Annotated in this window: 15 protein-coding genes; 7 read left to right on the top strand and 8 right to left on the bottom strand. The window is 73.0% G+C overall.

Annotation, left to right across the window (positions count from 1 at the left end; genetic code table 11):
• Positions 1-28: 28 nt before the first annotated feature.
• The 5 genes from MUY14_RS01240 to MUY14_RS01220 all read right to left on the bottom strand — a co-directional run bounded on the left by MUY14_RS01240 (position 29) and on the right by MUY14_RS01220 (position 3,989).
• Entirely contained in the window at positions 29-208 is a 180-nt protein-coding gene (locus MUY14_RS01240) for a hypothetical protein (protein WP_247019918.1), read from the bottom strand.
• Positions 209-486: 278 nt separating this feature from the next.
• Positions 487-1,977 (bottom strand): precorrin-2 C(20)-methyltransferase, encoded by a 1,491-nt coding sequence (locus MUY14_RS01235; protein WP_247019916.1) that lies wholly within the window; start codon positions 1,975-1,977, stop codon positions 487-489.
• Positions 1,974-2,597, bottom strand: coding sequence for a precorrin-8X methylmutase (locus MUY14_RS01230; RefSeq protein WP_247019914.1), 624 nt, complete (start codon positions 2,595-2,597; stop codon positions 1,974-1,976). The genes MUY14_RS01235 and MUY14_RS01230 overlap by 4 nt, the downstream gene beginning before the upstream one ends.
• Positions 2,594-3,670: a precorrin-3B synthase gene (locus MUY14_RS01225; protein ID WP_247019912.1), complete on the bottom strand. Its 1,077-nt coding sequence runs from the start codon at positions 3,668-3,670 to the stop codon at positions 2,594-2,596. Before MUY14_RS01225 ends, MUY14_RS01230 begins: the two co-directional genes overlap by 4 nt.
• 4 nt (positions 3,671-3,674) lie before the next feature.
• On the bottom strand, positions 3,675-3,989 hold the full coding sequence (locus tag MUY14_RS01220; protein WP_247019910.1) for a DUF6191 domain-containing protein: 315 nt from the start codon (positions 3,987-3,989) through the stop codon (positions 3,675-3,677).
• 235 nt (positions 3,990-4,224) lie between these two features.
• Between MUY14_RS01220 and MUY14_RS01215 the strand changes: the two genes are divergently transcribed.
• From MUY14_RS01215 to MUY14_RS01205, 3 genes are read left to right on the top strand one after another with little or no spacing between them, the layout of a single operon-like run.
• Positions 4,225-5,151, top strand: coding sequence for an ABC transporter ATP-binding protein (locus MUY14_RS01215; protein ID WP_247019907.1), 927 nt, complete (start codon positions 4,225-4,227; stop codon positions 5,149-5,151).
• The gene (locus MUY14_RS01210) at positions 5,148-5,999 is read left to right on the top strand and encodes an ABC transporter permease (RefSeq protein ID WP_247019905.1); all 852 of its coding nucleotides are present in this window, start codon (positions 5,148-5,150) and stop codon (positions 5,997-5,999) included. The genes MUY14_RS01215 and MUY14_RS01210 overlap by 4 nt, the downstream gene beginning before the upstream one ends.
• Positions 6,000-6,001: 2 nt before the next feature.
• On the top strand, positions 6,002-6,235 hold the full coding sequence (locus MUY14_RS01205) for a helix-turn-helix transcriptional regulator (protein WP_043784651.1): 234 nt from the start codon (positions 6,002-6,004) through the stop codon (positions 6,233-6,235).
• Between the two features lie 4 nt (positions 6,236-6,239).
• On the opposite strand, the gene MUY14_RS01200 is transcribed toward MUY14_RS01205, so the two are convergent.
• On the bottom strand, positions 6,240-6,707 hold the full coding sequence (locus tag MUY14_RS01200) for a MauE/DoxX family redox-associated membrane protein (protein ID WP_247019903.1): 468 nt from the start codon (positions 6,705-6,707) through the stop codon (positions 6,240-6,242).
• Between the two features lie 140 nt (positions 6,708-6,847).
• Here MUY14_RS01200 and MUY14_RS01195 point away from each other — a divergent pair, with 140 nt between their 5' ends.
• From MUY14_RS01195 to MUY14_RS01180, 4 genes are all read left to right on the top strand, one after another.
• Complete coding sequence (locus MUY14_RS01195; RefSeq protein ID WP_247019900.1) at positions 6,848-7,525, top strand: hypothetical protein; 678 nt, start codon at positions 6,848-6,850, stop codon at positions 7,523-7,525.
• Complete coding sequence (locus tag MUY14_RS01190; protein ID WP_247019898.1) at positions 7,522-8,037, top strand: hypothetical protein; 516 nt, start codon at positions 7,522-7,524, stop codon at positions 8,035-8,037. Before MUY14_RS01195 ends, MUY14_RS01190 begins: the two co-directional genes overlap by 4 nt.
• Positions 8,003-8,569: a hypothetical protein gene (locus tag MUY14_RS01185; protein ID WP_247019896.1), complete on the top strand. Its 567-nt coding sequence runs from the start codon at positions 8,003-8,005 to the stop codon at positions 8,567-8,569. Before MUY14_RS01190 ends, MUY14_RS01185 begins: the two co-directional genes overlap by 35 nt.
• A gap of 191 nt (positions 8,570-8,760) precedes the next feature.
• Positions 8,761-9,321: a hypothetical protein gene (locus MUY14_RS01180; RefSeq protein ID WP_247019894.1), complete on the top strand. Its 561-nt coding sequence runs from the start codon at positions 8,761-8,763 to the stop codon at positions 9,319-9,321.
• Here the strand turns inward: MUY14_RS01180 and MUY14_RS01175 are convergent.
• Both MUY14_RS01175 and MUY14_RS01170 read right to left on the bottom strand, forming a co-directional pair.
• Positions 9,293-12,559 (bottom strand): S8 family serine peptidase, encoded by a 3,267-nt coding sequence (locus tag MUY14_RS01175; protein WP_247019892.1) that lies wholly within the window; start codon positions 12,557-12,559, stop codon positions 9,293-9,295. The two genes, MUY14_RS01180 and MUY14_RS01175, sit on opposite strands and share 29 nt — an antisense overlap.
• A 159-nt stretch (positions 12,560-12,718) precedes the next feature.
• Positions 12,719-13,624: a hypothetical protein gene (locus MUY14_RS01170; protein ID WP_247019890.1), complete on the bottom strand. Its 906-nt coding sequence runs from the start codon at positions 13,622-13,624 to the stop codon at positions 12,719-12,721.
• Positions 13,625-13,702: the final 78 nt, after the last annotated feature.

Below are 13,702 nucleotides of genomic sequence, written 5' to 3'. Positions count from 1 at the left end.
CCACAAAGGCCGGTAACGGCAATCCTGATCATGGCCCGGTCGCGCCGCCGATGCTTCTCACGAGTTCGGCCAGCGCGACGAGCATGGCTGGATCGCCCCGATCGATCACGAACAACGCAAGCAGCAGCACACCCGCTATCACGAGCAGCCACAGCGCATTTCCACGGCGCACGATTACGGCGATCGCAGCAACGATCACGACACCCACGAACGCCACTCCCGCGAGCACCAAGACAAATCCCATGACTCTCCCGGCACAAGACCAAGGCGTCCGAGCTGAAACACCGGACGCGACACCGAAGACCAAGTGTGCCGCAAGAAGCCGTTTTCGAGCACTACCCAAAAGGCTAATGTTGATCTTGTTATTGCCATCTCTGCAGCTCAAGCGGCTCAGGGATGCGAAAAATAAATTCTTCGCCGGGCGAAGATCGAAATTCTGAGCCTTTGGTCATAATTGTCAAGACAGTTATGACCAAAGGCGCCTCCTCAGTAGCTGCGCGGGGTCCAGACGATACCGTTCTCCGCGCGGGTTCGGGACGAGCCCACGATCAGCAGGCAGCGCATGTCCACTGTGGACGGGTCGAGGTCCCCGAGGGTCGTGACGCGGATCTCCTCCTCCGCGCCGCCCACATCCCGCGCGACCACCACCGGAGTCGACGGCGCGCGGTGGCGGAGCAGGACCGCACGAGCGTCGGCCAGCTGAGTCGTCCGAGTGCGTGAAGCCGGGTTGTACAGCGCCAGCACGAGATCCGCCGCTCCCGCCGCGTCCAGGCGCTTCTCGATGATCTCCCACGGCTTCAAGCGGTCCGACAGCGAAAGCACGCAATAGTCGTGCCCCAGCGGTGCGCCCACCCGGGACGCCGCCGCCTGGGCCGCCGTCACGCCCGGGACGATGCGGACCCGGACGCCCGTGCCGTGGCCCGCCGCGACCTGCTCCAGGACCGCCGACGCCATCGCGAACACGCCCGGGTCGCCCGAAGACACCACCGCCACCCGGGCACCGGCCGCGGCCAGGGATAGGGCCTCACGAGCGCGGTCCGCCTCCACGCGGTTGCCCGACGCGTGCCGCTGCTGGCCCGCCTTTTGGGGCACCCGCGCGACATACGGGCCGTACCCGACGATGTGCTCGGCCTCGGATAGCTCCGCCGAAGCCTCCGGCGTCAGCCACTCAGGACCCGCGGGACCGAGGCCGACCACCACGACTTCGCCACCGGACCCGGCAGAAGCCGGAGCGACAGCAGGCGACTGGCGCGAAGCGTAAGCCGGCGAAGGCAGCAGAGCCAGCGAGAAGTACGGCACCGTCGAGGGGTCCACCGAAGCCAGCGGCTCGATCCGCTGCTGCCCCCACGTCGCCCGCTCGACGAACACCGCGTCGTCGAGCTTTCCCGCCTCCGCGAACGCTTCGCGCACCGAAGAGAACGTGCGGCCCAGCTTCAGGACGGCCGCCGCGTCGGTGTCGGCCAGGCGGCGGGCCAGTTCCGGGGCCGGGAGGGTGCCCGGGAGCACCGTCAGGACCTCGTCGCGCTGGACCAGGGGGCGGCCGAGGACCGACGACGCCGCGCTCACCGACGTGACCCCCGGGACGACGATCGCTTCGAAGCGGCCGGAAAGCCGTTCGTGCATGTACATGTACGAGCCGTAGAAGAACGGGTCGCCCTCGCAGAGGAGGACGACGTCGCGGCCCGCGTCGAGGTGCTCCGCCAGCCGCTTCGCGCTCAGCTCGTAGAAGTCCGCGATCGCGCCCTCGTAACCGCCCGGGTGGTCGGTCGTCTCCGTGGTGACCGGGTAGACGAGCTTCTCCTCGATCTGCCCCTCGCGCAGGTACGGCTCGGCGACCGAACGCGCGATGCTGCGGCCGTGCCGCGCGCTGTGGTACGCGATCACCGACGCCTCGGAGATCAGCCGCGCCGCTTTGACCGTCATCAGTTCCGGGTCGCCGGGGCCGAGGCCGACGCCGTACAGCTTGCCCAGGCTCATTCTTCGGCGCTCGCGAGTGCGTTGATGGCGGCCACGGCCATCGCGCTGCCGCCGCGCCGGCCGTGCACCACCAGGTACGGGGCCGGGGCGCGCTTCGCCAGTTCCACTTTGGACTCGGCGGCGCCGACGAAGCCCACCGGCACGCCGATGATCGCCGCGGGCGCGCCCACGCCTTCGTCGAGGATTTCCAGCAGGCGGAACAGCGCGGTCGGCGCGTTGCCGATCGCCACGACCGAGCCGGGGAGCTTGTCGCGCCACAGTTCCAGGGCCGCCGCCGAGCGCGTGGTGCCCATCCGCTCCGCGAGCCCGGGCACGCTCGGGTCCGAAAGCGTGCACAGCACTTCGTTGGCCGCGGGCAGGCGACGGCGGGTGACGCCGCTGGCGATCATCTGCGCGTCGCACAGGATCGGCGCGCCCGCTTCGAGCGCGGCGCGGCCGGACTCGACGACGTCGAGGGTGTAGCGCAGGTCGTCGACCAGATCGACCATGCCGCAGGCGTGGATCATCCGGACCGCCAGCCCGGCCACGTCGTCGGGCAGGATCGCCAGGTCCGCTTCCTCGCGGATCGTGGCGAACGAGTGCCGGTAGATCTCGGCACCGTCCCGCAGGTAGTCGATCACAGGGTTCCCTTCACCTCGTCGAGCGGCACCCAACGGCCGTCGACCCGATATCCGTCCGCTTCCGCCACAACGTCCACATGGGACTGCGACGGCTTGCCGCACCGCCGTTCACAGCCCGAAAAGTGCGCGCGCAGCCCGGGCCGGAACACCGCGTCGGCGCGCACGTCGGCGCGCGACTTCGCGCAGCCGGGCCGGCCGATGCAGGCGGTCGTGCCCAGTGCGGTCGCGCCGAAACCCAGCCGCTCGAAGACGTCCGCGGGCACGTCCGGCAGGACCACGGACTTCCACGGCGTGACCACCGCCGTCCCGAACTCCGCCAGGGCCCGCGCCTGCGCGGCCGAAAGCTGCCCGAAACGCGGCACGACCCCCGCCGCGAGACCGCCGTCGTCCCGCGAGAACACCCCGGCCACGACTTCGGCGTCCGCGAAGGCGACCGGTGTCCCGCGCCAAGCCGGGTCGTCGAGTTCGGCGACGCGCCAGGCGGTCCCGCGCACGCGGGCGAACTCCCGCGCGAGGTCGAGCACCGCGGCGACGGCGTCCGCGCGCGCCACCCGGCGGCCGGTGTCGCCGCCCGCGAGCAGCAGCGTGCCCTCGGCCGGACCGGTCGCCCGCCAGCAGACGTCGGCGCCTTCCCCGGCGACGTCGCCGCGTCCGTCGTCGAAGGCGAAGAGGAACCGCCCGGGCAGCGCGGCCAGCTCCGGCGCCGCGCACAGCGCGAGGTCGAGCGCGGCGGCCAGGCCCCGGACGTCGGCGAGCCCGCCGCGCAGCCCGCTCGACGGCGACGCGAGGACGTTGCGGACCCGCTCGTGCGACGGCGAAGGCAGCAGGCCGGCATCGGTCAGCCGCTCGGCGAGACCGGGGCGGGTGACGCCGCGCAGCTGGACGTTGCCGCGCGAAGTGAGGTGGAGGTCGCCGTCGCCGCACGCCTCGGCGGCGTCGGCCAGCGCGCGCAGCCGGACCGCGGAAATCGTGCCGCCGGGCAGCCGCACCCGCGCGAGTGGCCCGTCGGCGGCGTCGTGCGGTGCGAAAACACCAGGGCACGCGTCGGCTCGCACGCGTGCTGGGGTCGGCATGGGGTCACTGTAGCTGGCCGTTTTCCGGCCCCGGCGGGTCCGAACGGGCCCGAATCTTCGCGATCCCGGCGTCCAAGTCCACGTCACGCCACGGAGGCGCCCCTTCGGCGTCCTGCTCGACGAGCATCGACATCGTTTCCCGGTGTTCCAGCTCACGCCGCTTGGTGCCGTAGAGGAACGCGGTCGTCTCCTCGACGTACGTCGCGGACAGCCGCGCCTTGAAGCGCGAGCCGTCCTTGCGCGGCCGCAGTTCGATCGCGGCCACGACCAGCAGGACCACGACGCCACCCGGGAGCGCGAGCGCCAGCCAAGTACCCATGCCCGGCGAACCGGATGACCGCGGGTCAAGTTCCCGGACCCGGGAGAAACTTTTCACCGGGCGTCGCGGCGCAGGTCAGAGGCACGGCGGACGGCATGAACGAGTCGTTCATGCCGTCCGGCGCGGTGAACGACTCGTTCATGACCTTGCCCGGCCCACGCGTGAAGCAGAAGTCTAATCAAATGTAGTAGGTGTGCTACATTCGATCGCATCAGTCAGATGGGGGTGACGTGCGATGAGAGATCCAGCCGATCCGGTGGTCCGCGTGCGCGGGCTACGCATGCGCTACGGCGCGAACGACGTGCTGCACGGGGTCGAGTTCGAGGCGTACCGCGGTGAGGTCGTCTGCCTGCTCGGGCCCAACGGCGCGGGCAAGACGACCACGATCGAGATCCTCGAAGGCTTCCGCATGCGGTCGGCCGGCGAGGTGAGCGTGCTGGGCACCGACCCGGCGCACGGCGGGGAGGACTGGCGGGCGCGGCTGGGGGTCGTCCTCCAGTCCTGGCGCGACCACGGGAAGTGGCGCGTCCGGGAGCTGCTCGCGCACCTCGGCCGGTACTACGCGCCGTACTCGACGCCGTCGATGCCGCGGCCGTGGGACGTCGACGAGCTGATCGGCGCGGTCGGGCTGACCGACCACGCGCACAAGAAGCTCAAGCAGCTCTCCGGGGGCCAGCGGCGGCGGCTCGACGTCGCGATCGGCATCGTCGGGCGGCCCGAGCTGCTGTTCCTCGACGAGCCGACCGCGGGCTTCGACCCCGAGGCGCGCCGCGAGTTCCACGACCTCGTGCACCGGCTCTCCGACGAGCTCGACACCACGATCCTGCTCACCACGCACGACCTCGACGAGGCCGAGAAGCTGGCCGACCGGATCCTCATCCTCAACGGCGGCCGGATCGTCGCCGACGGCTCGGCCGACGAGCTGAGCCGGCAGATCGCCGGGGAGGCCGAAGTCCGCTGGAGCGTCGGCGACCAGCGCTTCGTGCACTCGACGACCGAAGCGACGAAGTACGTGTACGACCTGTTCAAGCAGCACGGCGAGGCGGTCGCGGACCTCGAGGTCCGGCGGGCGTCGCTGGAAGACACCTACATGACGCTGGTCCACCGCGCCGAGACCGCCGGCGAAACGGAGCTCGGCCTCCAGGAAGCGGGTGCGCGATGAACGCCAAGACCGCCGCGCTGCGCACCGGCCTGGCGCGCGGCTGGATCGAGTTCAAGCAGACCTGGACCAACCGGGACGACGTCGTCGGGCAGCTGGTCTTCGTCGCGCTCTTCCTCGGCGCGCTGTTCTTCATGCGCAACGCCACCCTGCCCGGCACCGGCTTCTCGCTCGGCGCGGCCACCGTGCCCGGCGTGCTCGGCGCCGGGATCGTGTTCAACGGCTTGAACAGCACGGCGGGCTACCTCGCCATCGACCGCGAGGACGGCACGCTGCTGCGCGCGAAAGCGACGCCGAACGGCATGCTCGGCTACCTGGTCGGGAAGACGACGGCGGTGGCGATCGCGCAGGTCACCTCGATCCTGCTGGTGCTGATCCCGTGCCTGTTCCTGTTCGACTCGCTGGCCCCGGACGGCGGCTGGTCGTACCTGCACCTGGTGTGGGTGCTGGCGCTCGGGCTGGTGGCGACCCTGCCGCTCGGGGCCGCGCTGGGCTCGCTGACCAACAGCCCGCGGTCGATCGCGCTGATCACGCTGCCGATCATGGGCCTGGGCGCGATCTCGGGGATCTTCTACCCGGTCACCGCGCTGCCGGGCTGGGTGCAGGGCGTCGCGCAGGTGTTCCCGATGTACTGGCTGGGGCTCGGCATGCGCTCGGCGCTGCTGCCGGACACCGCGGTGGTCGTCGAAATCGGCCAGTCGTGGCGGCCGTTGCCGACCCTCGCCGTGCTCGTCGCGTGGGCCGTGATCGGATTGGCACTGGCCCCGGTCCTGCTCCGCCGCATGGCGCGGCGCGAAGCGGGTTCGTCGGTGGCCGAACGGCGGGAGAAGGCCATGCAGCGTGTGGGGTAGTCATGAGTGAGGTCGTCTACAACCGGATCGCGATGCTGCGCGCGGAGCGGTCGATCTCCCGCCGCCAGCTCGCGGAGGCCCTCGGCGTGCACTACCAGACGATCGGCTACCTCGAACGCGGCGAGTACAGCCCGAGCCTCTACCTGGCGCTGCGGATCGCGGAGTTCTTCGAGGTCTCGGTGGAGGTCCTGTTCTCCACGAAGCCGTTCCCCCGCCTCGGAGAACGCTCCGCCTGAGGCGTCAGCGAAACAGGTAGGCCGCCATCGCGAGGACGGCGCCCGCTGCCACGCACAGCGGGTCCGCCGTCCCGAGGGCCGCGCAGCCGGCGCTGCCCGCGGCGAGCACGGCCGCTCTCGCCACCACGGCCCACGAAACGGCCTCGGTGCCGAAGCAGCCGCACGGCACGCCCGGTCGTCGCACGCGCAGCACGCCCGCGTAACCGGCGAACGCGACGTATAAGACAGCCTGCGCGAGCACGGCCGGCGTGGCGGCCGCCGGAACCACGAGCAGGACCAGCAGGACGGCGGCGCCGAGCAGCAGCTCCACCAGCGTCGTCGGGACGGCGAGCGCCGGGGGCAGCAGGCGGTGCGCCCGCAGCACCGCGCGGTGCTCCCGGTGGCGCACCGCGTGCCCGAGCCCGGCCGCGACCAGAAGAATCGCCCCCGTCGCGGACAAAACGGTCATCGCCGCCGTCCAGAAAACATTCACGGAGCGGTATGTTATTCGCTGGCAGAATTGCCGTCCCCATTCGGCGGCAGGCACGCCGCCCGATGGCCGAACAATCGTGACCGGAGCCGAATTCGTCGGTTAGTCTCGCAAGGCGGAATATCCGCCGAATCGGAGGTCCGATGGCGATCCAGACACTGCGGTTGACGGCGCCGAGCGGCGGCCGCGTCACCGTCGGGCTTTCCGCGGGGGCCCCGGTTTCCCACGTCGTCGCCGGAATCCGGTTCGTCGGCGGCTCGTACGGCACCGGCTTCCAGATCGGGTCGCGCGGCTACCACGACTTCGCGTGCACCCGCGTCGCACCGGCCCGCACCCGCGAACGCCTGCTCGTGCACGGCCGCGAGGTCGTCGTGGCCGAGGCGGCCGACGGGCAGTCGTCCGTGGCCACCCTGCTCGGCGACTACCACGAGCTGATGACGGTGTACGCCGGTCCGGCTCCGCACCGCGACCGCGTGGCCGGCCTGTTCGGCTCCCTGCGCATCGAGGACCAGGTCGGCGGCATGGTCGTCACGCCGCGGCCGGCGACCCTGCTCGACCCCGCCGGCGAGCACCTCGTGGTCGTGGTCCGCGACCACGGCTCGCTGTCCATCCCCGCCCCGCGCGAGGCCGCCGCGCTGATCCCGCCGCACGCCGGCGCGCGCACGAAGCACGGCGAAGTGTGGAAGACGAACGCCCGGTCGTTCGTGCTGGGCTGCGCGGCCGGGGTGGCCGAGGTCCACCTCGCGGACTCCGCGGCGAAGACCGAGCGGGAGCGGCTCGACTGGCTGGACGAGCTCGACGTCGGCTGGCAGCGCCGATGACGACGTCGACCGCGGTGCTGCTGATCACCTGGGCCGCGATCGCCGTGCTCTTCTTCGGCCTCGCGGCGGTGCTGCGCGAGGTGCGGCTGCTGCGCGGGATCGTCACCCGGACGTCCGACGGCTTCGTGGCGGCGCCGCCGGACGTCGTCCTCGGGCCGCGGTTCGCCGGCCGGGTCGTGGCGGCCGTCGACTCCGGCTGCCCGCTCTGCCTGACCGTCGTCGACCGGCTGGCCGAGCTGGGCGCCGGGACGACGCTGCTGACCCACGAACCGGCGTCGGCGTGGCAGGACCTGGCCCGCGGCCTGCCGGTGGTCTCGGACGGCGAAGCGTGGCGCTCGGTCTCGCACCTCTCGCCGCCGGTGCTGATGCTGGCCGACGAGGACGGCCGCGTCCGGCGGCTGCGGCTCCCGGTCCGCGCGGGCGACGTGGACACGACCTTGGCCGGCTGGGCCGGCCCGACGGCAGGAGGGGATGTCGGTGGCACTCGAGCTGGCGCGGATTCCGGAGCTTGACCTGGCCGAGCCGGACGCCGGGCGCACGCGGGCGGGGTCGAAGCTGCCCGGGACCACCGCCCGCCGGACGTTCCTGCGGGCGGTGGCGCTCGGGGTGCTGACGATCGGCGCGACCGCGCTCGACTGGTCCGGCCTGTCGCGGCTGCGGCGGGCGAACGCCGAGACCGGCCCCGACGGCATGCAGGGCTGGGACCGCAACGACTGCCGGGACGCCTACGCCACCGGCTACCCCGAGCTGCTCGACACCAGCGGCACCTACGTCAACACCTACGCCGCCTGCTTCGGCGGCTACTGGCGCGGCAGCACGTACTGCGAAGCGGGCTGGCACAAGTACGGCACGTGGAACGAGAACGGCGTGCAGGTCGACCACCAGCCGCTGTCCAACACCTGCGGCCAGACGATCGCCAAGAACGCGTGGCGGTGGACGACGCCGGACAAGAGGGTCTACCGCTGCTCGGACGGGTTCTCGACGTTCTGGGGCGACGGCAGCACCGGGCAGACCTACCTGACCATCTGCCGGGCCGAGCTCTGACCGCGGCGCTCCCCCGGCGCCGCTGGCACCCGCTGACGATCGCCGGCGGGCTCGTGGTGGCGGCGCTGGCCGTGGCCGGCGCGGCCGTGCTCGCGCCGCCGGGCTGGCTGCTGCCGAGTGCGTGGCTCGTCCTGTGCGCGGCCGCCGGCTTCGCCACCAGCGGCTCCGTTTGAAGCCGGAACTCGGCCTCCGTGCTGAGCTCGCCGGTCTGGCGGGGCACACCGACACTGGCGTTCTGCGCGGGACTCGTCTGCGGGGGCGCCCTCACCGCCCTCGTGCTCGTGGTGGCGGGATCGCTGCTGCGCGCACCCCTGCCGGTCGCCGTCCGCTGGGGCGTGGTGGCCGTGGCGCTGGCCGCCGTGCTGCTGCGGGAGACCGGCGTGTGGTCGTTCCGGCTGCCGGAGAACCGGCGGCTGGTGCCCGACACCGTCTTCCGGCTGGGCCGGCACCTCGGCCCGCTGCAGTTCGGGTTCGAGATGGGCACCGGCGTCCGCACCTACCTGCCCAGCGGCCTGCCCTACGTCGCCGCGGTGGCCGTGGCGCTCACCGCGCCGCTGCCCGCCGCGCTGGCCGCGGGCGCCGGGTTCGGGCTCGGCCGGGCCCTGATGACCACGGCGAACACGCGCTACGACACCGAAGGCGGCTGGGACGGCGAGTGGCTGGCCCACCGCCGGGTGCTCCGGCTGCTGACCACCGCCGCCTTCGCCGTCCCGCTCGCCGTCGTCACCCTGACGTCGTCCGGTACGCCCTGAGCACGGTCTGGGTGACGCTGTTCCCCTCGGTGTCGCGGGCCGTGATGCGCAGCGAGACGAAGCTGTCCCCCGCCGGGTTGCGCACCACCGCCAGGCCGCCGTCGCCGAGCCGGATCGCGTGCGCGTCCGCCCACGTCGTGCCGTCGTCCGCGGAGGTCTCGACCCGCAGGTCCGCGAGGCGGAACGCGCCCGCCCCCGGCTGCCGCTGCGCCGTGAGCGCGAGCAGGAACGGCCGGCCCGCCGGGGCTCGGCTGTCGTCGTCGAGCGCGCCCTGCGCCCGGACCACCATGAGCGGCGGCGGAACGGCCTCGCCGGTGTCGCGGAACGTCCACGCCACGTCGACGTGGGTGCCGAGCAGCGACCACGGCACGCTGCGGGTGGCGACGGAGCGCAGGGTGAGCGGGCCGGCGCCGGCGGGCACGGTGAACGCCCCGAAGGCCGGATCGGGGCTGGTGCCCAGCTCCACCCCGCCGCGCGACAGCGTCGCCGTGCCGGACAGGCCCACCGGCGGCGCGCTGTACTGCTCCGGGTCGCTGCCCGAGACCACCGGGATCGCGTAGGTCAGCTGGTCACCCGCGCGCAGCACGCCCCAGCCGTCCCGCGGCGCGCCGAACGCGGGCCCCACCGGGCCGCTGTTCCAGTCCGCGCGCTGGGCGCCGGGCCGGTAGGTCCGGTAGGAGAACTGGTTCTCCGAGTCGGTCAGGTCCGGCGGGTACACCGCGAGGATGTGCTGCCAGCTCACCGACGGTCCCGGCGTGTAGTACTCGGTCCGCCGACTCGGCAGCGTGTGCGGCAGGATCTGGTACGCGCCGCTGTCGGCGCCCGGGAAACCGAACGACGCGTAGTCGACGCGCAGGCCGTCCGTGGTCCCGCCCTGGGTGCGGTAGCGGGCGTCGACGACGGCGAGGTCCCGGTCGCGCGCCCGGAACACCGGGTCGGCGGGCACGCGGCCGCGTTCGAGCAGCGCCAGCTGGTAGACGTACCCGGCCGGATCGGTGCCCGGCTCGCGGGCGGCCAGCGTGGCCCGCAGGTACATCGCGTACGTGTGGTCGGTGACCTGGCGGCCGGAGCCGGCGGCGAACAGCTCGTTGCCGGGCTGGACGAGCCAGGCGAGCGTGCTGGTGCGGTCGCCTGCCGGGTTCCCCGACACCAGGCCGAGCTCGCCCGACTGCAGGTGCGCGTCCGCGTGGTCGACCACCGCGCGCACCGGCTTGCCCGTGCGGGCGTCCAGCGTGAACGAGGTGTTCGCGGTGATCGCGACCCCGGGCTTGGACAGCAGGGTCACCGCCTGGCCCGAGACGTCGAACGCGTTGAGGTCGTAGCTGCCCTTGGGCACCCGGACCACGGCGACGCCGTCGGCCCCGATCGGCCGGACGCCGAACGCTTCCCCGGTCGTGGTGCTGACGAGCTTGGCGATGCCCGCGCCGGGCCCGCCGCTCCGGCCGATCAGCCGGACCGTGACGTCGTAGCTCTCGCGCTCGAGGGTGGCGCCGAACGCGGTCTGCACGGCGATCCCGGGCGCCGTCGCGCTCAGCCGGCCGCTGTGCGGGCCGGTCGCCGCCGCCGTGGGCCGGAGGGTGACGCCGACACCGGCGGTGCCGTGCGCGGGGACCACCACGGTGGCCGCGGCCGGCGTGACGAGCCCGTCGGAGCTGGTGAGCGCGAGGGTGACGGCGGTGGCCCCGTCGTTGCGGTAGGTCACGGTCTTCGTCACCGGCGTGGTGTGCGGCCAGGCGAAGAAGCCGTAGCTGAGGCTCCCGGTGGTGGCGGTGACCTGCTGGGTGACCGCGCGGGCCGCGTCCACCCGGCCCGCGCCCTGACCCGCGACGTCGCCGGTGGGCTGCGCGGTGCTGGTCAACGTGGGCTTGAGCCGGCCGGCGGTCCAGTCCGGGTGCTCCTGCCGCAGCAGCGCGGCCACGCCGGCGACGTGCGGCGCCGCCATCGACGTGCCGGACAGCCGGGCGTAGTCGGCGTCGACCGGCGCCGCGTCGCCGTCCCGCGTGCCCGGGGCCCGTGCCGAGACGATGCCTTCACCGGGCGCGGACAGGTCGGGCTTGACCGCGTAGTCGCCGAGGCGCGGCCCGCGGTTCGAGAACGGGCTGGTCACGTCGGTCGCGGACACGCTGCCGACGGCGAGCGCGGCGTCGGCCGCGGCGGGCGCGACGACCGGCAGCGGCTCGGGCAGGTCGAGCGTCCGGTCGTTGCCCGCCGGGGCGACGAAGAGGGTGCCGTACTGCGCGGTGAGGGTGTTCACCGCCTGGGACAACGGGTCCGTGCCGTCGGTCGCGTCGCCGCCGAGGCTGAGGTTGACCACCGGCACCTGCGGCGCGATCCACTCCATGCCGGCGATCACCGCCGACTCCGGGCAGCCGTAGGCGACGCACACCTTGCCGCTGATCAGCCGCGCGTCCGGCGCCACGCCCCGGTAGCGGCCACCGGAGGCGGCGCCGGTGCCGGCGATGATGCCCGCGACGTGCGTGCCGTGGCCGAGGTCGTCGCTCGCGTCCGGGCGGGTCCCGGTGAAGTCGCGGGCGGCCACGACCTTGCCCGCCAGGTCCGGGTGGTCGGCCTTGACGCCGGTGTCGAGCAGCCCGACGGTGACCCCGCTGCCGGTGTAGCCGGCCTGCCAGGCGGCCGGGGCGCCGATCTGCGGCACGCTGACGTCGAGGGCGGGGGTGGCCAGGCCGTCCAGCCACACCTTGCCGATGCCGGGCCGCAGCGTGCCCGGAGACGCGGTGAGCCAGGTCCAGAACTCCGCGCCGCGCCGCCGGTCCTGGCGCACGGCCGCCCCGCGCACGCTGGGCAGGTCCCGGACTGTCGTGGCGGCCGCCGCGGCCGGCCGGGCCCCGGCGGCGTAGGTCATGATCAGCGGCAGGCCCGGTTCGGGGTCGGCCAGGTGCTGGCGCAGCAGTTCGGAGACGTCGAACAGGCGCGGGTCGAGCCGCCCGGCGGCCAGCAGCGGCAGCGCGTCCGCGGGCACCACGGTGACGTCGCCCGGGCGGCCGCCGGTGCTCGTCTCGCGCAGGAAGCCGATCCCGGTTCGGCCCGCTCCGGGCTCGACGACGACCGCGGCCGCCGCCCCGCGGGCCCCGGGCAGCACCCGGACGCGGTCGCCGGTGATGAGCGTGACCGACTGGCCGTCCGCCGCGGGAGCCGGTGCGGCCACGGCGACCGCGGGAACGGGAAACGCCATTCCGGCCGCCAGCGCGATCGCCGCCGCTTTTTGTTTCCGACGCACGCGGAGCCTCCCCGAACAGAGATCGAAATTGCCTCCGGTCGCGCTGCAAGCCCCCATGACCCCATTCCGCCGAAACCGTGGAATGCGAGAGCGTCCGGCATCCGCACTTTACGGCGCGGGGATGTGGTGTCAATCACCCGTCGCGGTCGAAAAAAAGTATCAGGGTTTGGTGAGATCGGCTTCCGTCAGCGCACGGACGACGTCGGCCCGCCGTTCCGGCGATTCGCGGACCGTCCGGCTCATCTCCACGTGCAGGAACACCGTGTCGTCCGCCGCGGCCATCTTCCCCTGGACGTTCGTCGTGCCTTCCAGGCCCTTGCAGCGCTCTTCCCACGCGCGGCAGACGGCGAACCCGTCGGCCGTCAGCCGGTCGGCCGCGCGCCGGGCCGCGTCCCCGGCGACCGTGGCGCCCGAGGAGAGCACGACGTCGGTCGAGGGCAGGTTCTGGTCGTGGAAGCCGTGCAGCTGGACCTGCGGCAGCCCGCGCCCCGCGAGCCCGGTGGCGACGACGTGGAACACCGAATCCTCTTCGTGGGCGACGTCGGCCTTGCCGTCGTCGGCCTTGCGGTGCGCGCCGGCCACCAGCAGCACCGCGCCCGGCACGCGCCGGAACAGGTCGACGCCGAACAGTTCGGTGCGCAGGTCGAACGCCGGGTGCGGCACCTCCACCACGAGCGACGGCGGCGCGGACCGGTCGATGACGTACATCCCCCACGCCCGGTCGCCGCCGGCTTCGTTCACCGCGATCGTGTACGGCCGCCCGGTCGCCGGGTCGACGCTGTCGCGCACGGAGAAGCCGAGCTTCTCGAAGTCCGCCGTGCCGCGGCGATCCACCACGGCGGCGAACCCCGCGGCCGCCGTACGACGTTCGTCGGATTTCGGTGAGCGGTACTCCTGGCCCGCGGACAGCCCGGCTGTGAACTTCGTTACGAGGGAATCCAAACCGGCCTCCGGCACGGGCGGTGGTGGGTCGTCGTCACCGAGGACCAGCACCAATGTCAAAGCCAACGCCAGGGCGACGACCACGCCGACCACGCTGAGCAACGTCCGAGGGCGGCTGATCACCACCAGGAGTGTACTTACGCTCTCCAGTCGTCACTCCGTGCCGCCGTTTGTCCCACCATGGGGTCAGTTGTACGGTCA

Source organism: Amycolatopsis sp. FBCC-B4732 (assembly GCF_023008405.1).
Classification (GTDB): Bacteria; Actinomycetota; Actinomycetes; order Mycobacteriales; family Pseudonocardiaceae; genus Amycolatopsis; species Amycolatopsis pretoriensis_A.
This window is presented reverse-complemented; position numbering and strand designations above follow the sequence as displayed.